Here is a 19,906-nt window from a genome sequence, read left to right on the forward strand (position 1 = left end):
CGAGTCTCGCCGATCCGCAGGCCCCCGCGAGGAGAAACCTGTGCCTCCCCGGCCGGCTCTCCCTATGGTGTGAACGACCGACACCGATGACCGAAGGAGCACCACTTTGGATCCGATCACCGCCGCCGCCCTCACAGCACTGGCGGGCAGCGTCGCCGGCGAGGCCGGACGCCAGGCATGGCAGGGGCTGTCCGCACTGGTGAGGCGGCCTTTCCGCCGTGGCGGAGAGCAGGAGGAGTTGCCCGGGATCAGCTCAGGCGAGGTGGAAGTCGCCGCCCTGGAGGCGGTGCCCGCCGATCCCGGACGAGCCCAGGCGTTGGCGACCGCCCTCGGCGTACGAGCCGCCTTGGACCCGGACTTCCGAGTGCTTCTCGATGAATGGTGGGCCCAGACAACGGCCGACTCCACGAGCTCCGTCCACAACACCATCAGCGGCGGAACGCAGAACGGAACGATCGTCCAGGGACGAGACTTCTCCAACCTCACCTTCAACATGCCGGGCACCCCGCGAGGCAATGACGGCAGCTAACACCCCCTCGGGCTCGGGCAGCCGCCGGAAAGATCGGCTGCACCAGCGACCCGCCGCAGGAACGACGAGAGCGACTGGGGCGCCGGTCCCCTCCGGTGCCCCAGTTTGCGGGCAGAAACGGCCAGCGCGCTGCGCTCCAGCAGCGCGTCCGCGTCCTCTCGCTGCGCGATACGCACCGCCACGTCCATGGGCCTGGCCCCCTTCGGTTCCGGGTTGAACTCGCTTTCATAGTCGTCGTCTTGGCAGCAGGGCTCCGGTCCCGACTCGTGGCCGGGCGTCGCGGTCACCTGCTTGCGGCCGGCGGCGGGGCGCTGTGGGTGCGGGGGCTGCCGGGGAAGGGGATCCTGGTCCAGTGTTCGGCCGCCGTGCCGGTGGAGGTGGCGTCCGGCGTGGCCCGTAATGCGTCGGCAGCTCCTTCGGCGGGTGGGGAGTGGGCCGGGGTGAGGACGAGCAGGAGTGCGTCGGGGGCTTCGACGAGGCTGAGCCATCCCTCTTCGCGCTCGAAGCCGTGCAGGTCGAAGCCGTGCAGCAGGCCCTCGACGGCTTCGTCGAGCGCCTGCGCGGTGACGGGCGTGCGCCAGTGGGCGACGGTCGCCCGGGCGAAGTCGCGGGCCGCCGTGGCGGCGTCCGGGGTGCCGGGCAGGTGTCGCGCCGCTGCTCTGGGCACTCCCAGTCCCAGGGCCAGGTCGCGGTCGAAGCGCGGATGGGCGTGGTCCTGGGGCCCGATCACGGGTGTCCTCCGATGCTGGGGTGCGGCGGGTGTCTGCGCAACGTTTCCCGCCCGTCACGGGCCGCAACCGCCCCGGGGGTGGTACGGCGAGGCCCGAAAAACGACACCCGTTTGGAGGACACCGCGTTCGAATCGGCTGCCGCTAGCATTCCCGGGCCGGGCATTTGCAATTGCAAATGGGATTGCAAACGGCCTCGGCCGTCCGCATGTCCGTGCGATGGGAAGGGGAAGAATCGAATGACTGTCGAAATGCCGGAGAACGGGGTCCGCGCCGATTCGCTGGACGTGGAATGGGTGAAGAGCCCGAGCAGTCGCGAGGTGGGGAACTGCGTCGAAGTCGGACCGCTGCCGGACGGCGCCGTCGCCTTCCGCAACTCCCGCGACAAGGAAGGGCCCGCCCTGGTCTTCAACCGCGGCGAGGCCGAGGCCTTCGCCTGGGCCATGGAGAACAGGGCTTTCGATCACGTGTTCCACCGCTGATCGGCCCGATTCCGTGGGATCTATAGAACGGCGGGTATGCGGGATGGGCGCCGTGGGATAGTGCTTTCCCGAAACCGCGCCCTCAGGAGTCCCGCATGCCCGCCCTCCCGGACCGTCCCACGCCGAGCGACCCGGACGGCGACGAGGTACGCAAGCTCCACTGGAGCGGACCGGTGGGCGCGGCGAAGGTCCTGGGCACGGTGCTGCGGTCGCTGCGGGAGGAGCGGCGGCTGCGTCTGTCGGACGTCGCTCCCCGGATCCGGGCGTCGGCGTCGAAGCTGAGCCGGATGGAGCGCGGGGAGAGCACCCCCTCCAAGAGGGACGTCAACGACCTGATCACGATCTACGGCGTCGGCCCCGAGGTCCGCGCGCACGTCGACGTGCTTCTGGAGCGGGTCGTGGCGGGACCGTTCGCGGCCGAGTACGCCGACATCACACCCGGCTGGTTCAGGCGCATGATCGGGCTGGAGGTCGAGTCCGCCCGCATCCAGTACTGGGAGGGCGGAGTGGTGCCCGGGCCGCTGCAGACGTGCGCCTACGCGCGGCGGATGATCAAGGCCGGCCTGCCCCGAGCCCCCGCCGAGGAGATCGAGCGCCGGGTGAGCCAGCGCATGGACCGCACCCGGCTGCTGGACGACGCCGACCGCACGGTCGTGGCCCTGCTGGACGAGAGCGTGCTGTACCGCAACACCGGAGGCCCCGAGGTCATGATCGGGCAGCTGGAGCACCTCAAGGAGCTCAGCCGGCGGCCGAACGTGCATGTGGCGATCCTGCCGTTCACCGCGGACCTGACCCCGCCGTCGGGGGCCTTCACCCACCTCGCCTTCGAGTACGGCGGCCCGAGCGACGTCGTCTACGTCGAGGGCCCCGGCATCGGGGCCATCTACCTGAGCAAGGACCCGGACGTCGAGCGTTACGCGGACCTGCTGAACACCCTTTTGTTCCACGTCGCCGACTACGAGGTCGGCCTGGCGCTCATCGACGAGGCGATCGGGATCCACCGGGGCAGGATGCGCCGCCCCGGTCAGTGAGCCCTGGCGACGCCGCCGAACTCCGTCCACTCGTCGCTCGTCTGCGCCGTCCGGGCAGCGGCCGGGTCGGGACGCCACTGCGACACCTCCACCACACCGGGGTCGAGGATCTCCATGCCTTCGAAGTAGCCGACCACGTCCTCTTCCGTACGGACCTCCCCCCAATGGCGCTGGGTGAGGTCGGCCATCAGGTCCGTGATCCGCCGGCGGACGTCGAGATGGGGGCTGACGAGCTGGGAGATGGCCATGTAGGCGGGGGCGTCGGCGGGCAGCCGATCACGGACCTGGCGCACGAGCCGCGCGGGCGGGACGGATCCCTTCTCCGGGATGCAGTGCAGGACGGAGACGAACAGCGCCGCCGTCGGCACCCGGGGCAGGATCAGGTCCTGCACGGCCTTGCTGGAGAAGATCTCGTCGGTGTCGCGCATGTCGGCGTGGACGACGGCCGTGTTCGGGTTCCCGGCCAACAGGGTTCGGCCGGTGTGCATCACCATCGGGTCGTTGTCGATGTACACGACCCGGCAGCTGTCGTCGATCTCCTGAGCTATCTGGTGCACGTTGCGCTGGGTCGGCAGGCCCGAGCCGTGGTCGATGAACTGCCGCACCCCGTAGTCACGCACCAGCGTCTGCACCGTGCGCACCAGGAACGCCCGGTTGATCGCCGCGACCTCGACGCTGCTCGGTGCGACCTTCAGCAGATCGCGCACCCCGTCACGGTCGGACTGGAAGTGCGCGTGCCCGCCCAGCAGGAGGTCGTACATGCGGGCCACGCTCGGAACGGCCGGATCGTAGGTGACGGGAGAAACGATTTCCGCATCCGGTTCCAACGCGACCACCCCTGGCTCGGCCCCTTGATCGAAGTGCCCATGCTAGAGCGCTACATGACACTGCGCCAGGTTGTTAAAGGGTCTCGGAACCCGTAAGGCTGAACTCCGGGCGGATGTTATGGCGCACCTGAGCGAAGGGGTGGCGCAGGTACGAAATCCCGCGCCACCCCTTTCACTCCACGCCCGCCGGAGCCGCCCCCTTCGGTCACGCCCTTCCGGGGCCGAAGGCGAGTTCGCCGACCAGGGCGCGCGGCAGCCCCCGCTCGGCGGCGAGCACCAGCCCGGCCGCAGCCGCCGGTTCGACGCCCATCAGGTCCGCGGCCTCGGTCAGTCGCATCCCCAGCCGGTAGTGCAGGACGGCGGCGTCGGCCGCCGCGACGGGCAGCAGGCGGTGCAGCACGTCCTCGCCGTCCTGGCCGTACGGCATCCGGCAGTGCAGGGACACCGCCTCGCGCACCAACACCCACGCTCCGGCCGCAGGGCTGCGCTCGCACACCAGCCGAGGCCAGCACGCCACCAGTGCCTCCACGACATGGTCGACGACCTCGCCGGCCGCGGGCGTACGGCCCAGCCGGGCCACCGCGTACCCCCGGTACAGGCCGCGGCGGCGTTGGACGAACGCGTCCAGGCCCACCGCCTCAGCCCCCGTCACGGTCCTCGCCCCCTTCCGGCGCCGCCGAGCGCGCGAAGCACCCGGACGGTCCGAACTCGTCGGAGTAGACGGCCGCGAGCGCCGCGTAGTGCATGCGTTCCCAGTACGGGCGCAGGTCGCCCGGGTGCCCGCCCAGCGCCGCGGCCAGCTGGCTGACCACCGGCCAGTCCGGCACGGTCTCGCCCGCCAGCACCGATCGCACCAGCTCCGCCGACACCCCCCGGGCGAGGGCGCACACGGCTTCGGCGTCGGGCTGCCCGGCCGCCAGGTGCAGGCCCCGGATCGCCCGCAGCATCTGGTCGGCGGCACCCGCCACCGACACCCGCCCCGGGCGCTCGGCGCCCTGGGCCACCTCCCACAGCAGCCGCAGCTCCTCCGGCACCCCGCCGAAGGCCCGCGCCAGCGTCTGCAGGACCGGCCACGTCGGCACCCGGTCCCCGGCGAGGATGCGCGAGACGTACGACGGCGAGCACCCGGCCAGCTCCGCGGCGGCCTGCGGGCTCACCCTGCTGCGCTCCTGCAGCGCCGTCAGCGCCGCGGCGAGCAGCCCCGCACGGGGTCCCGAATCCGGCTCCGGCTCCCCCGCCGAGGCCGGTGCCGGCGCGGCCGGTGCCGCGCCCGAAGCGGTCCCCGGCGCGGGCGGGGCCTGCCGGTTCGAACGCCGGCTCAGCTGCTGTTCCACCCGCCGCAGGGTCCACCGGCGCCGGGCCGAGTCCGGCTGGACGCCCAGCGCCGACCCGATCTCCCCCCACTCCATCCCGTCGGCCCGTGCGTCGCGGACGACGGCCGCCACATAGTGGTCGGCGTCACCCCGCAGCGCCCGCGCGCACGCCAGCCTCACCGTCAACGGCGCCCGGCGCGCCTGCGCCTCCAGCAGCCGGCCGGCACCCGCGTGCACGTCCTCCGCCACCAGTTGCCCCCAGCCCCCGGCCGCCCGGGCGGGGCGGCGCGCCGCCCCCTTGGCCGCGTCCCGCAGCCTCTGCGCCTGTTTCTGGCACGCCACCCGGTGGTACAGCCGGGGTCGCCCGGCCCTGACCGGCCGCCTGAACACCTCTCCGCACGACGGCAGCGCACACACCACCGTCACCCATCCCGCCATCCTCACCCGCTCTTTTCTCTCTCCCTCGGCGGTATTTCCACCCCCGGGGGCGGGCCGCGGCGCGCGGCGCCCCCGGGGCCGACGGACCGGGGCGCGTCCGCCACGGCGGACGCCCCCCGACCGCCCTGCTACGGGTGCAGCCGCAGCCGCCGGAACCGGCATCGCGCCTGACCGGCGGCGGTGACCAGAGCGCCGATTCCGGCGAACCGCCGCCCCGACCGTCTGTCGGCACATGCCAGCGGCACATTCGCGGCCGAGGAGACCGAACCGAGGGAGACCGAAACTCGCCAGTAATCAAAGCCGGACGGCCTTCGGGCCGGCAGCGGGACACTGGTACGTTCGGTGGTGATCACGGGACGCATCAACCGCCCCGTGAGGGCGTAGCAGTGCATGACACTCCTCCGCTCCGGGCCCCGGCCGACGGTGGACAGACCATGGCCGGGGCTGCGCTTTCTTGACGCTGAAAAAGGTACTCCTCCGTGAAAGCGGTTTGCACCGCAGATGTCTCAACCCGGTGCTGCACGTGCTGATGGGAATGGCATTGCCGGTGAGATCCAGCAGCGTCTGCGGACCTCGCAGCGACACCGGTTCCGCTCTCACCATGACGTGACGATCGGACAGAATCGGGCATGTGTTGACGCTATCCGGGCTCTACCGATCGGTAATAGCCGATTTCCGGGCCGGTGCACCGCGTGGCGACTACAGGGCCGTAGATGGACGGGGCGGTTTTCGGTATTCATCGAATTGCAGATGCAAGCAATCGGATGATGAGATTCCACAAAAGCCGTGATGCAAGTCACATGATGTGGCGGTCGTGGGCAGCGATCATCGCGCGAGCGCACGGTACGGACAGATCGCCCGGCCCCAGGCGCCGTGATATCGGGAGGACCCGGCGAGTCAGCTGACAGCTCGTCAGCAAAGGCAGCAAGAGGTCGGCAAAAGGTCAGCATCGGTCCGATTGAAGGCTGCCGCGCCGCCCCGAACGCGCGAGTCGACGTGACATCCCGCAGGGCCCTCCCACCCAACCAGCGCGCGCCTCACGAACGCAGTTCACCAGGTCAGCGCACGCGCCCCCGCGCCTTCAGCGGGAGGGCGGGGAGCTCCGGCGCGCGCAGCCGGTCGCCGGCGTAGCCGTGGACGTCGCCGAAGCGGGCGGTGGACATCCAGTCCTCACGGGCCCGGGTGATCTCCTCGCCGGATCGGCCGATGAAGTTCCACCACATGAGGATCTGCTCGTCGAAGGGTTCGCCGCCGAGGAGGAGGACGGCGGCGTCGGTGCGGGCGTGGAGGGGGAGTTCGGGGCGGCCACAGCCGAGGTAGAGCATGGAGCCGGGTTCGACGCGGACGCCGTCGACGTCGACGCTGCCGGACATGGAGAGGACGGCGTACTCGAAGTCGGGGACGAGCGGGAGCTTGAGGTCGGCGCCCTCGGTGAGGGCGAGGTCGGCGCCGACGAGGGGGGTGTAGGCGGTGCCGGGCGAGGTGGCGGTGTCGAGGGTGCCGAGGATGACGGTGCCGCGCAGGCCGGGGGCGGTGACGACGGGCAGGTCGGCGTGGTGCTCGAAGGTGGGGGCGGTGTGCCGGTGGGCGTCCGGGAGGGCGACCCAGAGCTGGGCGCCGTGCAGGTAGCGGGCGTGCGGGCGCGGGGATTCCTCGGAGTGGGAGATCGCCCGGCCGGAGGTCATCAGGCCCAGTTCGTACGGGCGGACGGTCTGGAGGCTGCCGAGGCTGTCGCGGTGCAGCACTTCGCCCTGGTGGAGCCAACTGACCGTCTGGAGGCCCATGTGGGGGTGGGGCGGGACCTGCATGCCGGGTTCGTCGGCGATGTCATCGGGTCCGTAGTGGTCGACGAAGCACCAGGCGCCGACCATCCGGCGGCCCAGGTTGGGGAGCAGGCGGCGGACCATCGTGCTCTCGCCGAGCTGGACCTGACGCCCGGTCAGCAGGTCCTTGACCGGTCCGGTGTCGGCCTCGCGGCCGCAGGTGGTCGGGGAGGGCTTGCGGTCGAGGTTGCTCATGTGCGGTTCCACCACCGTGCGGAGAGGGGCCGGGCGAGGGGCGTTCGCCAACGATCATCCCTGACGACCGTTGAATCCTCCACCCCTCGCCGGGCCGGGCCCCGGAACACCGCTCCTGAACGCCACCCCGCCCGGGCTCAGTGCCCGCAGGCCCACCAGGCGTCCGCCGAGGCCTTGGTCGCGAGCTCCCGCAGCTTGCGCACGGCCTCGGCCGGGTCCTCGGCCCCGTACACCGCCGAGCCGGCCACGAACACGTCGGCGCCGGCCTCGGCGCAGCGCTCGATGGTGCCGGCGGAGACGCCGCCGTCGACCTGGAGCCACAGTTCCAGGTCGTGCTTGGCGATCAGCTCCCGGGTGCGGCGGATCTTCGGCAGCATGATGTCGAGGAACGCCTGGCCGCCGAAGCCGGGCTCGACGGTCATGATCAGCAGCATGTCGAGCTCGGGCAGCAGGTCCTCGTACGGCTCGATGGGCGTGCCCGGCTTGAGGGCCATGGAGGCGCGGGCGCCCTTGGCGCGGATCTCGCGGGCGAGGCGGACGGGCGCGGCGGCGGCCTCGACGTGGAAGGTGACGGAGCCGGCGCCGGCCTCGACGTACTGGGGGGCCCAGCGGTCCGGGTCCTCGATCATCAGGTGGCAGTCGAGCGGGGTGTCGGTGGCGCGGGCGAGCGACTCGACGATCGGGACGCCCAGGGTGAGGTTGGGGACGAAGTGGTTGTCCATCACGTCGACGTGCAGCCAGTCCGAGCCCCTGACGGCCTCGGCCTCGTCGGCGAGCCGGGCGAAGTCCGCGGACAGGATGCTGGGGTTGATCTGCGCCATTACCGACTACCTTCACACGAGGGGTCACACGAGGGCTGCGGCGTCCCGGGAGCGGGCACCTCGTCCCATCATCTCGCGCCGACGCCCGGCCGGGCGCACACCTGGACCTCCCCGTGACCGTCATCACACCCGGTCCGGGATTACCGTGGCCGCCGCCGTGGTCATCAGCACTGAAGCGGCCCGCGCGCGCCCGATCCGTCGGCGCCCGCCGAGCCGCCCCGTCCGGCCGGGTTCGCCCCGCCCCTCTCCGAGGAAGGTCCTTCGATGGCCGATCTCGTCCACCCCGCCCGTGCACTGTGGTGGCTCTTCGAACCGGTGCACGCCGTCACCTACTTCCTGCCCGAGAGCCGCGAGGCCTACGAGGCGGCCGGGCTGCACGGCGGCTGGCGCGGCTACTTCGCCAGCCGGTCGGCGCCGCTGGGCGCGGTGGACGCGCCGCCGGTGATCGCCGCGTTCTTCAGCTTCTCCCCGGCGATGGTCGAGCGCGCGCTGCCGGAGGTGTGGACGCACGCGAGCCCGGAGGAGGCGCTGGCCGCCCGGTTGAAGGGCTCGGCGGCGGCGCTGGCCCGGCTGCTGGAGCACGTGGACCCGGCGCAGGTCGAACTGGTGGTGGAGGCCCTGGAGCGGGCCGCGGGCCGGCTCGACTGCGTCGGCCGGGTGCTGGCCGCCGCCAACGCCGCGCTGCCCCGCCCCTCCGGCCTGTACGAACGGCTGTGGCAGGCCGCCACGGTGATGCGCGAGCACCGCGGGGACGGCCACGTGGCGGCGCTGGTGGCGGCCGGACTGGACGGGTGCGAGGCGCTGGTGGTCCGGTGCGCGATGGACGTCCGGCGCGAGATGCTCCAGCCGATGCGCGGCTGGACGGACGAGGAGTGGGACGCGGCCGCGGCGCGCCTGGTCGAGCGGGGCTGGCTGACCACGGCGGGCTCGGTGACCGAACTCGGCCGGATCCGGCACCAGTCCCTGGAGGCCGCCACCGACCTGGCCGCCGCGCGGGTCTGGGAGGACTACCCGCGCGCCGAACTCGACCGTCTGGCCGCCGCGTTGAAGCCGATATCGGCGCTCTGTCGCAGCCAGCTCCCGGTCAACCCGGCCGGCCTGCCGGACAACCCCTGATCAGCCCCTGATCAACCCTTGATCAGCCCCTCATGAGGTCCCGACCAGCCGCCGGTCAGCTCCCGACCGGTTGCTGGTCGGGAACCGATCGGGCGCCACCCGTGCCCGGCGGGCCGAGGACGATCCCCCGCCCGGCGTAGAAGCGCTCGAACGACCGCCACGGCACGTGTGCGAAGGACTGCGACTCCCCCGGGAATCCGGACGGGTTGTGGATCACCACCGCCGTGTCCGTGGCGCCCACCACCAGCACCAGGTGTCCGCCCCGCCGCACCGGCGCCGGACCGGCCGGCTCCCGGATCGCGGGATGCACCGACACCATCACCAGCCGCCCGCCGGCCACCTCGGCCGCCAGCTCCGCGGGCGCCAACTCCCGCGCCTGCGCGGCCAGTCCCCACCGCCGCCGGACGTAGTCGGCGAACGGCGTGTGGATCAGTCCGCGCAGGCTCTCGCCGTCCCGGACGTACGCCCCCGCCGCCACGCACTCCCCGGCCAGCGTGAGCGCCGGGGGCGCCAGGCCCCACCAGTGGTCGAGTGCCATCCGCAGGCAGGCCACCCCGCACAGCCGCCACGACCACCACGCGTACTCCTCCGGGGTGGTCGCACCGGACTGCCCCCACCGAGGGTCCTCGGCCGCGTCGACCTGTCCGTCGATGATCACCCGCACCAGCTCGGCCGATTCCCACTGCGCGTGGTACGGCACCTCGTGCACCACCGGCCCGCCCGTGGGTGCACCCGCCGGTGCGCCCGTCGCTGCGCCCGCGTGTGCTCCGGCCGATGCGCCGGTCGGCGCGCCCGCCCGTACACCTCTCGGCGCGCCCGTCGGCATCCCGCCCTGCTCCTCCGCCATCCCCCGACGCTCTCACGCCGCAGCACCCGGGCCGACCCGCGACACTCCCTGAGCGCCCGGTGAGCACCCCTACTCGGGCACGCGCTCCCCCGAGCCGTCCTTCGAGCCCTCCTTCAGGCCTTCCGTCGAACCCTCCGACCGGTAGGCCAGTCGCTGCGACGCGCGGCGCCCACGCGCCTCGAGCGGCAGGGAGCCGGTGGCGCCCGCGAGACCGAACGGCGGCATGTCGAAGTAGATCGACTCGTACCCGCCCTCCGGCACCACGTACGTCTCGTGCCACAGCCCGACGTGCCGACGGGCCTTCCCCTCCCGCAGTTTGCGGTTGACGATGCCCCAGACGCTGTGGTGGAAGCCGTCCGGCGCGCTCGCGTAGCCGTACAGTTTCTCCTTCGACTCCCAGTACTGGACGACGTAGTACGTGCGCGGCGAGGCGGTGAGCAGGATCCGCCCGCGCAGGCCGCGTTCGGGGCTGCGCCCCAGTTCGTACAGCATCCGGAACATCGCGAACATCACCGGGCCCCAGTGGTGGACGGCCCAGAAGCGGTTGATCCGCATGCCGATCAGCAGCACCACGGTGTCGCCGGTGGCGCCCGCGGTGGTGTAGCCCGGCGTCGGCTTGGCGAACATCGATCGGACGAACGTCGTTCCCATGGACATCTCGGCCTCCCGCACCCCATGTAATCGGTGATTACATCAGGGCCGGGAAACCCGGTCAAGGCTCACTGCACGCACAAATCGGTTACTGCGAAGGAAGGTTGGCGATTCCCTGACCGAAGGTGTCGAGCACCTTCCCGGCCAGCTCCTCCGCCTCCTCCCCCGGCAGGTAGCCGTCCACGATCATCTGCGCCAGCCCGAACACCAGCGCCTGCCCGGCCAGCCCCATCAGCCCCGGATCCCCCGGACGCAACCGGCCCGCCTCCTGGTCCGCCACGATCAGACCGGTGAACGCCCGGTCCATGCCGTCCAGTTGATCCCGCAGCTCCGGCTCCCGCGAGGCCACGAACACCCGCGAACGCACCAGGTCGAACCGGTGCGGATGGTGCAGCGCGTACCGGACGAACCCGAGCCCGACCGCCCGCATCACCGACCCCCCGGCCGACCCCCCGGCCGGATCCACCGCCGCCACCGCCGCCACCTCGGCCTCCTGGCACCGTACGAAGTCCGCCAGCACCCGGTCCGCCAGCGCCGTCAACAACGCCTGCCGGTCCGCGAAGTGGCGAAACGGCGCCCCCGCCGACACCCCGGCCCGCCGCGCCACCTCCCGCATGCTCACCTTCTCCTGCCCGTACTCGTCCAGCAGCTCGAACGCCGCGGCGACCAGCGCCTCCGGCAGCGATCCGTGGTGGTACGAGCTGCGCCCGCCAGGCCGTTCCGTCATGCCTGCCTTGCTACCACAGCAGGCCGCCCCACCAGGAAACCGTCACCCCACCGATCGGAGCCCCATGCCCACGCACATGCCCACGCCCATGCCCACACCCACGCCCACACCGACCGCCCCCACCCCCCAACCCGCCTCCCGCGCCGCCGCCTTCGCCGCCGCCTACGCCCTCCTCCGCGCCTCCGCCACCCTCGCCGACCACTGGATCCAGACCGACCACCAGGCCGGCACCAAGGGCCGGCCCACCCCGGCCGGCCGCCGCGCCTGCGCCGCACACGTCGCCGCCTACACCGCCACCCAGGCCGCCGCCCTCCTCCTCGGCACCCGCGCCCTCGGCCTCCGCCCCAAACCCCGCCGCCTCCTCGCCGCCCTCGCCCTGTCCGCCACCACCCACTACCTCGCCGACCGCCGCGAACCCCTCCGCCGGGCAGCCGACTTCACCCGGCGGGGAGGCTTCGTCCGCCTCGCCGAGCACGGCATGAACGGCGCCTACCTCCTCGACCAGGCCTGGCACCACGTGTTCGAGACCGGCGCCGCCCTGATCGCCGCGACGTGACAGCATCCGTCCACCGCTCACGGCAGCCCCCCGAGCCGCGCCGCGGCCGCGAGCAGGCCCTCGGGGTCCGTCACGAGGGTCAGCTTGCGACGCCCCTCCGGCATCCCGCCGAACGGCGGCAGCGCCGTGAGCTGCCGCAGCAGTTTGGGGCCGATGGCCAAGCAGTCCGCGAGGTCCTTCTGAGCGACCCGCAGGTGAACGCCGTCGGGCCCGCTCACCGCGAGTTCCTCGTTGTCGAGCAGCGGCGCCAGGAGCCACGCGAGCCGCGCCACGTTGTCGCCGGACCGCGACAGGACCTGGGTCTCCAGCTGCCGGCCGATGACGTACGACCAGATCGCCGCCCCGTACGCGTCCTGGAACGCGCGGCTCCTGAACAGCTCCGCTCCGAGGGTGACCACTTCGCAGTCCGTGTACGCCGTCACGGTGGCCGTCCGCGGCCGGCGGCCGTACACGGCCATGTCCCCGAGGAGGTCGCCAGGGTGCCGGAGGACGATCAGCTTCCCGTCCTGGTCGATCCGGACGGCGCCCTTCTTCAGGAAGGACACCGAGTGACCCGCGGCGCCCTGCCGCATCAACTGTCCGCCTTTCCGAATCCACCTCACTTTGGCGGAACCGAGGATTCCCTCCCAATCGGCGTCGGACAGGTGATCTCGAAATGTTCGATTCAGCCCGAACGCCTGCTCCGCCGTCGAATTTCCCCACAAGGTCATGGCGAGAGATTAGAGGCACCGCACCCCAATCAGGCTGCACGTCAAGCAAGTTGCCACACACCCGGACACCTTCCCCATATCGGGTGCTACCCTGCCGCACCTTTGGATCGTCCACGAATGAGCCTGTGGCGCACCCCACATCGTTAAGAGGCCTCCGGCCCCCTAATTTTCGCCGCCGGGCCGCAGACTCCTGGTCATCAGCTCGACCGCCCGGTCGACGCGCCCGGACCGTACGTTCCAGGAGGCCGCCATGCCCGAACCCCCGTCACTTCCCGGCGACTCCAGCCAGCCCCTGCCGCCGCTCTCCGGCCTGCTCTGTGTGGATGTGAAAGGCTTCACCGAGCTGCCCGGCGCGGTCCACGCGCCGGTCAGCGCCCACCTCGAGCCCGTCATCGACGCCGCGCTCACCGCGGCCGGCCTCGACGACCTCCGGACCGCGAAGAGGTTCCCCGCCAACTCCGGCGACGGGCTCGCGTTCGGCTTCGACCCCGTGCTGCTGGGGTACGTCGTCCACCCGTTCCTCGACCGCCTCGACGAGCAACTCGCCAAGCACAACGCCGATCCGGGCCGCGTCCGGCTCCGGATGCGGGTGAGTGTCCACTCCGGTCACGTCGCGCCCGAGGGCGTGCCCGGCGAGGGGAACGGGCCGGCGAGGAACGAACTGCACCGGCTGCTCGACTCCAGAGAGGTCAAGGCCGTTCTGGCCAGGGCCAGCCCGGAGACGACGCACCTGGTGGCGATCGTCTCCGACCGGGTGTACGAGGACGCGGTCGTCTCCCGGCACTCCGGCCTGCACCCGGACCGGTTCCAGAGCATCCTGGCGACCGTTCCCGGCAAGGCGTTCGCCCGGCGGGCGTGGTTGTACGTCCCCACCCCGTCCGGGAACCTCCTCGCCCTGCCGGAGAGCTCCTCGTTCCATCCGCCCCGCTCGCTCCGGCGGCTCTTCAGCGCGTTGCGCCGTCTGAGTTCGAAGATCTGGCCCATTCTCGATCCGCACCGTCCGTCGGGAGGAACCGACCCATGGCTCTGATCACGTACAACAGCCTGCTCGACGTCATCCACGCCCGGGTGACCAGCGCCGCCCACCTGCGACCGGAGGTCCTGCCGGTCGAGGTCGGCGGGGAGACCGTCCACCTCGACCTGCCGCAGGCCCGGGCGGCACTGTACGAGCGGCCGGTGGACGAGGTGCTGCGCCGCGAGGTGTGGCGTCGGGCCGTCGCGCTGGGCCAGCACGACGCGCTGGCGTCGGCCATCGGCTCGACGGAGGTCACCGGCTGGGTCGAGGCCGTCGTCTGGCTGGCGCTGCCGCACCTCAGGCGGGTGGCCCGCCAGGCGGCGGGCCGCCTGGGGGCGGACCGGAGGGACGTCGAGTCGGAGGTCGTGCTCGCGGTCGTCGAGCGGCTGGCCGAGGTCTCGGTGGACGATCCCGACGTCGGGCCGGAGCTGCTCCGGGCGGCGGGCCGCCGGGGGTGGGAGTTCGCCCGCCGGTCGGCCTCCGGCGGGCGGCCGGTGGAGGACATCGCCGCCGTGGCCGACGCCCGCACCGCCGCGTCCACCGAGGACCTCTGGGAACTGGCGATCTCCCGACCGGACCGGCCCGACGGCCTGGTCGCGCCGCTGCGCCTCACCTCGCGCTCGGCGGTCGAGGGCGCGCGGCTCGGTGAACTCGCGGACCACCTCGGCCTGCGCGAGGTGGTCCACCGGACCCACCGGCCGCACCGTGGCCCGCGGCTCGGGTCGGTCTCGCTCCGCTCGACGGCGGTCGGCCGGTGATCGCCCCCGCCGAAGGCCCGCTGACCTTCCCCGAGTTGTTCGGCCTCCCGCTGTCCGTCGACCTGCGCACGGCGGCCCGGGCGTTCGGTATCTGCCTGGCCACCGCCTACAACCTCGTCCACCGCGACGCCTTTCCCTGCCCCGTCATCCGCACCGGGTACCGCTACCGGGTGCCCACCGTCGGCCTGCTCAGCGCCCTGGGCATCGAGGAACTCCCCGTCTACGCGTCCGATCTGGCCCCCTGGGTCAGCGCCCCGCCGCTGCCCGGTCTCGAATGGAAGGACCTCGCGTGATCGCGATGACCACGACCGCCCACCCGGAGCCGCTCCGCCCGGAGCCGTCCGGACCGGAGGCAACCCTCCCGGAGGCGCCGGCGCAGCTGCCGACCTGCTTCGTGATCGGCCCGATCGGGGACCGGCACGCCGAGGTCGGCAGTCCGGCCCGCCAGGCGTACGAGACGTCCCTGGAGACCTTCGAGGAGGTCATCGGCCCGGCCTGCGCCGCCTTCCGGATCCAGCCGCTGCGCGCGGACCAGATCCAGCAGGCCGGGGAGATCACCGAGCAGATCTGCCGCCACGTGCTGCAGTCGGACATCGTCATCGCCGATGTGACGGGCGGGAACGCCAATGTGATGTACGAACTCGGCCTTCGGCACACGACCGGCCGCCTCACCATCCACATCGGCGAACACGGGCTGCTGCCGTTCGACATCTCGCCGATCCGGACGATCCTGTTCAAGCGGTCGCGCAGTGGACTGGTGAGCGCGCGCAACGAGTTGCAGGAGGCGCTGAACCGGGGGATCCGGGAGGGGTTCGCCCCGCTGACCCCGGCCAGGATCCTGCTCGGCCTCCGCTCCCGGGACGAGGCCGAGGCCGGTCCGCCCGTGCAGCAGCGGGCGGACGGGGAGGACGCGCCCGGCCTGATCGACCTCTTCGCCACGGTGGAGTCCGAGATGGACCTGCTGACCGAGGGCATCGAGACCATGACCGGGCTGGTGAACGCCATCGCCGCCCTGGCCGAGGAGTTCGGGCCTGACATGAAACGCGCCGCCGCGAAGGGTGCGCCGCCGTCCGCCACGCTCGCGGCGACCAGGCGCTTCGGCACCGCCCTCGGCGGGCCGGCGGCCGAACTCAAGGTGTGCGCCGAGGAGTTCACCACCCGAATGTCGAACATCGACGCGACCGTGCACGCCTCGCTGGACATGTTCCAGCAGCTGCCGCAGACCGGGGAGGGCCAGGAGACCCACAGCTTCCTGCACCAGCTCATCGACATGTCCCAGGCCTCGCGCGAGGGCCTGGAGACGCTCCGGCTCTTCCGGACGATGATGGAGTGGCTCACCAACGTGAGCCGCGATCTGCGGGCCCCGGCCAAGGACATCATGGCCGCACTCGACCTCGTCACCGCCGCCATGGCGCGGGTCGAGACGTGGGACCAGCGGGCCCGCGCCCTGGTCTGACCGCAGGGGCGGGCGCGGGGACGGCCGCAGGACGGGCGCCGGGGGCAGTGGGCCTCCCGGCGCCCGGGCGCGGCTACCAGGCGTAGTCCTCCGGGGCGGGCTGGTGGCCGGGGAAGAGTTCGTCGAGGCGGTCGAGGGTCTTCTGGTCGAGCTTCAGGTCGAGGGCGGCGACGGCGGCGTCGAGGTGGGCGGGGGTGCGGGGGCCGATGATGGGGGCGGTGACGGCGGGGCGGGTGAGGAGCCAGGCGAGGCCGAGGTCGGCGGGCTCGGTGCCGAGGTCGGCGGCGAGGTCCTCGTAGGCCTGGAGGCGGTCGCGGTGGGTGGCGAGGAGTGCGTCGGCCTGGGGCAGGGCGCCACGGACGCGGGTGCCTTCGCGTTCCTTGCGGAGGATGCCGCCGAGGAGGCCGCTGCGCAGCGGGGACCAGGGCAGCAGGCCGAGGCCGTAGTGCTGGAGGGCGGGGATGACCTCCAGTTCGATGGTGCGGTCGAGGAGGTTGTAGAGGGACTGTTCGCTCACCAGGCCGAGGAAGTGGCGGGAGCGGGCGGCCTCCTGGGCCTGGGCGAGGTGCCAGCCGGCGAAGTTGCTGGAGCCGACGTAGATGATCTTGCCCTGGGTGACCAGGACCTCCATCGCCTGCCAGATCTCCTCCCAGGGCGTGTCCCGGTCGATGTGGTGCATCTGGTAGAGGTCGATGTGGTCGGTGTTCAGGCGCCGCAGGCTGGCTTCGACGGCGCGGCGGATGCCGAGGGCGGAGAGTTTGCCCTCGTTGGGCCAGTCGCCCATCGGCCCGTACACCTTGGTGGCGAGGACGGTGCGCTCGCGGCGGCCGCCGCCCTGGGCGAACCAGCGGCCGATGATCTCCTCGGTCCGGCCCCTGAGGTTGCCCTCGCTGTCGCGGCCGTAGGCGTTGGCGGTGTCGAAGAAGTTGATGCCCCGCTCGTGGGCGGTGTCCATGATGCGGTGGGCCTCGGACTCCTCGGTGTGGGGGCCGAAGTTCATGGTCCCCAGGCAGAGTCGGGAGACGGTCAGGCCGGTGCGGCCGAGGTGGGTGTACTCCATGGCGCCCACCTTCGGCCGTACCGGAGCCGGTGTCCAGCACATTCCGTCAGACGAGCAGGCCCACAGGCGCGCAGACGAACCGGGCCGGACGGAATCGCCGGATTCCGGCCTGTTCAGCGCCCGTGCGTGGCGAACTTCCGCACGGCGAGCGGCACACAGAGCGCGAGCAGCAGGCCGCTCCAGAGCAGCGAGGCGAGGACGGCGTGCTGCATGGGCCAGGCGCCGCCGGCCGCGGAGGGGTTGCCGAAGAGTTCGCGGCAGGCCTGGACGACGGCGCTGACCGGGTTCCAGTCGGCGACGACCCGCAGCCACCCGGGCATGCCGCCGGTGGGGACGTACGCGTTGGTGACCATCGCGATCGGGAAGACCGCGACGGAGAGTTGGCCGGCGGCCTCCTCCTTGCCGATGGTCAGGCCGAGGCAGGTGCCGACCCAGGTCATCACGAAGCGGAAGAGCAGCAGCAGGGCGAACGCGCCCGCCGCGTCCCCGGCGCCCTCGCGGACGCGCCAGCCGGCGGCGAGGCCGACGAGCGCGAGGAGGGTCAGGACGACGAAACTGACGAGCAGGTCGGCGAGGGTCTGCCCGAGCAGAAGTCCGGTGCGGGAGACGGGCATGGAGCGCAGCCGGTCGGTGATGCCGCGGCCGACGTCGCGGGCGGCGCCGACCATGGTCACCATGATGCCGTTGGTGGCGACCATGGCGAACAGGCCGGGCATCAGGAACTCGCGGTAGTCGCCGCCGCCCGGGATCCGCATGGCGCTGCCGAAGACGTACCCGAAGACCACCACCATGATCACCGGGACGCCCAGCGAGGCGGCCAACAGGCCGGGCGAGTGGCGGTAGTTGAGGAGGATGCGGAGCATCGACGTCCAGGTGTCGACGGCCAGCCGGGCGGGGCGGGACGGTGTCGGCGCGGGGCGGGACGGCATCGGCGCGAGGTGGGACGACATCGGCGCGGGGGTGTACGCGGCGGCCATCAGGCGGCCCTCCTCAGGTTTTCGGCGGATTCGCGGGTGAGCGCGAGGAACACGTCGTCCAGCGAGGGGGCCCGTACGGCGGCGTCCTCGGCGGTGATCCCGACGGTGTCCAACTCCCGTACCAGCGAGGGCAGCAGGACGGACACGCCGGGCTGGGTCAGTACCGTCACGGTCCGTTCGGCCGCGTCGACCTGCGCGTCGCCGCCCGAGAGGGTGGACAGCACCACGGCGGCGGCGGCGAGTTGGGCCGGGTCGGCGAGGGTGACGGACAGCTGGCTGCCGATCGCGGCCTTGAGCCTGGCTGGTGGGCCGGTGGCGATGGCGGCGCCGTGATCGACGACGACGATGTCGTCGGCGAGCCGGTCGGCCTCCTCCAGGTACTGGGTGGTGAGCAGCACGGTGGTGCCGCCGTCGGCCAACTCCTTGACGGTGTTCCAGATTTCCTGGCGGCTGCGCGGGTCGAGCCCGGTGGTGGGCTCGTCGAGGAAGAGCACCGGGGGGCTGGTGACCAGGCTGGCGATGAGGTCGAGGCGTCGGCGCATGCCGCCGGAGTAGGTGCGGACGAGCCGGTCGCCGGCCTCGGTGAGGTCGAAGCGTTCGAGCAGTTCGTCGGCGCGGGCGCGGGCGCGGCGGGCGCCGAGGCGGTGCAGCCGCCCGAACAGGTGGAGGTTGTCGCGCCCGGTGATGCCCTCGTCGACGGCGGCGTACTGCCCGGCGAGGCCGATGGCCCGGCGGACGTCCTCGGCGGCGCGGGCGACGTCGTGTCCGGCGACGCGGGCGGTGCCCCGGTCGGGGGCGACGAGGGTGGCGAGGACGCGGACGGCGGTGGTCTTGCCGGCGCCGTTGGGGCCGAGCAATCCGCAGACGGTGCCGGCGGGAACGGTGAGGTCGAGGCCGCGGAGGGCCTCGGTGGTCCCGAATCGTTTCTCCACGCCTGCCATCTCGATGGCGGGTCGGGCGGTGTCGGACATGGCTCTGCCCCTTCTCTAGGTACAGCGTACGTAGAAGCGTGAGCCAAATGCTACTACGTACGTCGTACGTATCTAAGATGGGGGGCGAGGTGATCACCCAGTGCCGTCCAACGAACCCCCCAGCAACAGCGAGCGCCCAGCCACCCCCGAGGCGCCCGAACTGATCTGGCTGCGCCCCGAACGCACCGGCCGCGGGCCGAAACCCGCCCACAGCCGGACGTCCATCGCCGCCGCGGCCGTCGAGATCGCCGACGCGGAGGGCCTGGACGCCGCCTCCATGCGCCGGGTCGCGGCCGCCCTCGGGGCGGGCACCATGTCGCTCTACAACTACGTGCCGAAGAAGGAGCACCTGCTCGACCTCATGCTCGACGCCGTCACCGCCGAGTACGAGCTGCCGGCCGCGCCGAGCGGCGACGTCCGCGCCGACCTCGCGGCGCTCGCCCGCCAGCAACTCGCCATCTTCCGCCGCCACCCCTGGCTGCCGACCCTGGTGCTCGCCCGCCCGGGCATCGGCCCCAACGCCCTGCGCTACACCGACCACTTCCTCGCCGTCACCGCCTCCACCGGCCTGGGCGGCGGCGCCCGGATGGAGGCCATGGCCCTGTTCAACGGCTTCGTCTGCCAGTACGCCCAGTACGAGCAGACGGCCGCCGCGGGCGCCAAGTGGCAGGCGGAGCTGGTCGGTTACCTCACCCGGGCCGCCATGAGCGGCGAATACCCGCACCTGGCCCAGGCGTTCGCGACGACCGGACCGCCCTCCGATCCGGACGCCGCCTTCGACCGCTCGCTGGACCGGGTGATCACGGCTATCCTGGCCCCGCCGACGCCCCGCTGAGCCCGCCGACCGGCCCCGCCCTCAGGCCCCGCCCTCAAGC

General features: G+C 72.4%; 23 protein-coding genes. 10 read left to right on the plus strand and 13 right to left on the minus strand.

Annotation, left to right across the window (positions count from 1 at the left end; all coding sequences use genetic code 11):
• The first annotated feature begins 106 nt into the window (after positions 1–106).
• A complete protein-coding gene (locus ACFVX9_RS15875) occupies positions 107–529 on the plus strand; it encodes a hypothetical protein (RefSeq protein WP_380370677.1) in 423 nt (140 codons plus the stop codon).
• A 283-nt stretch (positions 530–812) separates the two neighbouring features.
• On the opposite strand, the gene ACFVX9_RS15880 is transcribed toward ACFVX9_RS15875, so the two are convergent.
• Positions 813–1,259, minus strand: a complete 447-nt coding sequence (locus tag ACFVX9_RS15880; protein WP_380486091.1) for a hypothetical protein — start codon at positions 1,257–1,259, stop codon at positions 813–815.
• Between the two features lie 237 nt (positions 1,260–1,496).
• Here ACFVX9_RS15880 and ACFVX9_RS15885 point away from each other — a divergent pair, with 237 nt between their 5' ends.
• Both ACFVX9_RS15885 and ACFVX9_RS15890 read left to right on the plus strand, forming a co-directional pair.
• Complete coding sequence (locus tag ACFVX9_RS15885) at positions 1,497–1,739, plus strand: DUF397 domain-containing protein (protein ID WP_380339792.1); 243 nt, start codon at positions 1,497–1,499, stop codon at positions 1,737–1,739.
• Between the two features lie 95 nt (positions 1,740–1,834).
• Positions 1,835–2,770: a helix-turn-helix domain-containing protein gene (locus ACFVX9_RS15890; protein ID WP_380339795.1), complete on the plus strand. Its 936-nt coding sequence runs from the start codon at positions 1,835–1,837 to the stop codon at positions 2,768–2,770.
• Here ACFVX9_RS15890 and ACFVX9_RS15895 read toward each other — a convergent pair.
• The 5 genes from ACFVX9_RS15895 to rpe all read right to left on the minus strand — a co-directional run bounded on the left by ACFVX9_RS15895 (position 2,764) and on the right by rpe (position 8,187).
• Positions 2,764–3,606, minus strand: coding sequence for an SAM-dependent methyltransferase (locus tag ACFVX9_RS15895; RefSeq protein ID WP_387982079.1), 843 nt, complete (start codon positions 3,604–3,606; stop codon positions 2,764–2,766). The two genes, ACFVX9_RS15890 and ACFVX9_RS15895, sit on opposite strands and share 7 nt — an antisense overlap.
• Before the next feature lie 196 nt (positions 3,607–3,802).
• A complete protein-coding gene (locus ACFVX9_RS15900; protein ID WP_159398358.1) occupies positions 3,803–4,249 on the minus strand; it encodes a hypothetical protein in 447 nt (148 codons plus the stop codon).
• On the minus strand, positions 4,236–5,348 hold the full coding sequence (locus tag ACFVX9_RS15905; protein WP_159398359.1) for a helix-turn-helix transcriptional regulator: 1,113 nt from the start codon (positions 5,346–5,348) through the stop codon (positions 4,236–4,238). Before ACFVX9_RS15905 ends, ACFVX9_RS15900 begins: the two co-directional genes overlap by 14 nt.
• Before the next feature lie 1,058 nt (positions 5,349–6,406).
• On the minus strand, positions 6,407–7,366 hold the full coding sequence (locus ACFVX9_RS15910; protein WP_387982080.1) for a pirin family protein: 960 nt from the start codon (positions 7,364–7,366) through the stop codon (positions 6,407–6,409).
• A 137-nt stretch (positions 7,367–7,503) separates the two neighbouring features.
• A complete protein-coding gene (gene rpe, locus ACFVX9_RS15915; protein WP_380370691.1) occupies positions 7,504–8,187 on the minus strand; it encodes a ribulose-phosphate 3-epimerase in 684 nt (227 codons plus the stop codon).
• Positions 8,188–8,451: 264 nt separating this feature from the next.
• Here rpe and ACFVX9_RS15920 point away from each other — a divergent pair, with 264 nt between their 5' ends.
• Positions 8,452–9,303: a hypothetical protein gene (locus tag ACFVX9_RS15920; protein WP_380370694.1), complete on the plus strand. Its 852-nt coding sequence runs from the start codon at positions 8,452–8,454 to the stop codon at positions 9,301–9,303.
• 55 nt (positions 9,304–9,358) lie between these two features.
• Here the strand turns inward: ACFVX9_RS15920 and ACFVX9_RS15925 are convergent, their stop codons facing one another.
• From ACFVX9_RS15925 to ACFVX9_RS15935, 3 genes are all read right to left on the minus strand, one after another.
• Positions 9,359–10,003: a C39 family peptidase gene (locus tag ACFVX9_RS15925; protein WP_387982082.1), complete on the minus strand. Its 645-nt coding sequence runs from the start codon at positions 10,001–10,003 to the stop codon at positions 9,359–9,361.
• A gap of 216 nt (positions 10,004–10,219) precedes the next feature.
• A complete protein-coding gene (locus ACFVX9_RS15930; RefSeq protein ID WP_387982136.1) occupies positions 10,220–10,777 on the minus strand; it encodes a DUF4188 domain-containing protein in 558 nt (185 codons plus the stop codon).
• 112 nt (positions 10,778–10,889) lie between these two features.
• Complete coding sequence (locus ACFVX9_RS15935) at positions 10,890–11,528, minus strand: TetR/AcrR family transcriptional regulator (RefSeq protein WP_387982084.1); 639 nt, start codon at positions 11,526–11,528, stop codon at positions 10,890–10,892.
• Between the two features lie 88 nt (positions 11,529–11,616).
• Between ACFVX9_RS15935 and ACFVX9_RS15940 the strand changes: the two genes are divergently transcribed.
• The gene (locus ACFVX9_RS15940) at positions 11,617–12,084 is read left to right on the plus strand and encodes a hypothetical protein (protein ID WP_387982086.1); all 468 of its coding nucleotides are present in this window, start codon (positions 11,617–11,619) and stop codon (positions 12,082–12,084) included.
• A 17-nt stretch (positions 12,085–12,101) separates the two neighbouring features.
• Here ACFVX9_RS15940 and ACFVX9_RS15945 read toward each other — a convergent pair whose 3' ends face one another.
• Positions 12,102–12,794, minus strand: coding sequence for a Crp/Fnr family transcriptional regulator (locus ACFVX9_RS15945; protein WP_387982088.1), 693 nt, complete (start codon positions 12,792–12,794; stop codon positions 12,102–12,104).
• Positions 12,795–13,044: 250 nt separating this feature from the next.
• Between ACFVX9_RS15945 and ACFVX9_RS15950 the strand changes: the two genes are divergently transcribed.
• The 4 genes from ACFVX9_RS15950 to ACFVX9_RS15965 are packed head-to-tail and all read left to right on the plus strand — an operon-like array spanning position 13,045 to position 16,023.
• Positions 13,045–13,824, plus strand: coding sequence for a hypothetical protein (locus ACFVX9_RS15950; RefSeq protein ID WP_380492414.1), 780 nt, complete (start codon positions 13,045–13,047; stop codon positions 13,822–13,824).
• Complete coding sequence (locus ACFVX9_RS15955; RefSeq protein ID WP_387982091.1) at positions 13,815–14,567, plus strand: hypothetical protein; 753 nt, start codon at positions 13,815–13,817, stop codon at positions 14,565–14,567. The genes ACFVX9_RS15950 and ACFVX9_RS15955 overlap by 10 nt, the downstream gene beginning before the upstream one ends.
• A complete protein-coding gene (locus ACFVX9_RS15960) occupies positions 14,564–14,860 on the plus strand; it encodes a DNA-binding protein (RefSeq protein WP_380487073.1) in 297 nt (98 codons plus the stop codon). The genes ACFVX9_RS15955 and ACFVX9_RS15960 overlap by 4 nt, the downstream gene beginning before the upstream one ends.
• Positions 14,857–16,023 carry a hypothetical protein gene (locus tag ACFVX9_RS15965; protein ID WP_387982093.1) on the plus strand — a complete coding sequence of 389 codons (1,167 nt, stop codon included), beginning with the start codon at positions 14,857–14,859 and terminating at the stop codon, positions 16,021–16,023. The genes ACFVX9_RS15960 and ACFVX9_RS15965 overlap by 4 nt, the downstream gene beginning before the upstream one ends.
• Before the next feature lie 73 nt (positions 16,024–16,096).
• Here ACFVX9_RS15965 and ACFVX9_RS15970 read toward each other — a convergent pair whose 3' ends face one another.
• From ACFVX9_RS15970 to ACFVX9_RS15980, 3 genes are all read right to left on the minus strand, one after another.
• Positions 16,097–17,083: an aldo/keto reductase gene (locus tag ACFVX9_RS15970; RefSeq protein ID WP_380487077.1), complete on the minus strand. Its 987-nt coding sequence runs from the start codon at positions 17,081–17,083 to the stop codon at positions 16,097–16,099.
• 113 nt (positions 17,084–17,196) lie between these two features.
• Positions 17,197–18,060 carry an ABC transporter permease gene (locus tag ACFVX9_RS15975; protein ID WP_387982095.1) on the minus strand — a complete coding sequence of 288 codons (864 nt, stop codon included), beginning with the start codon at positions 18,058–18,060 and terminating at the stop codon, positions 17,197–17,199.
• Entirely contained in the window at positions 18,060–19,031 is a 972-nt protein-coding gene (locus tag ACFVX9_RS15980; RefSeq protein ID WP_380370716.1) for an ATP-binding cassette domain-containing protein, read from the minus strand. Before ACFVX9_RS15980 ends, ACFVX9_RS15975 begins: the two co-directional genes overlap by 1 nt.
• 100 nt (positions 19,032–19,131) lie before the next feature.
• Between ACFVX9_RS15980 and ACFVX9_RS15985 the strand changes: the two genes are divergently transcribed.
• A complete protein-coding gene (locus tag ACFVX9_RS15985) occupies positions 19,132–19,866 on the plus strand; it encodes a TetR/AcrR family transcriptional regulator (protein WP_380492406.1) in 735 nt (244 codons plus the stop codon).
• Positions 19,867–19,906: the final 40 nt, after the last annotated feature.

It is taken from the genome of Kitasatospora sp. NPDC058243 (assembly GCF_042882025.1).
Classification (GTDB): domain Bacteria; phylum Actinomycetota; class Actinomycetes; order Streptomycetales; family Streptomycetaceae; genus Kitasatospora.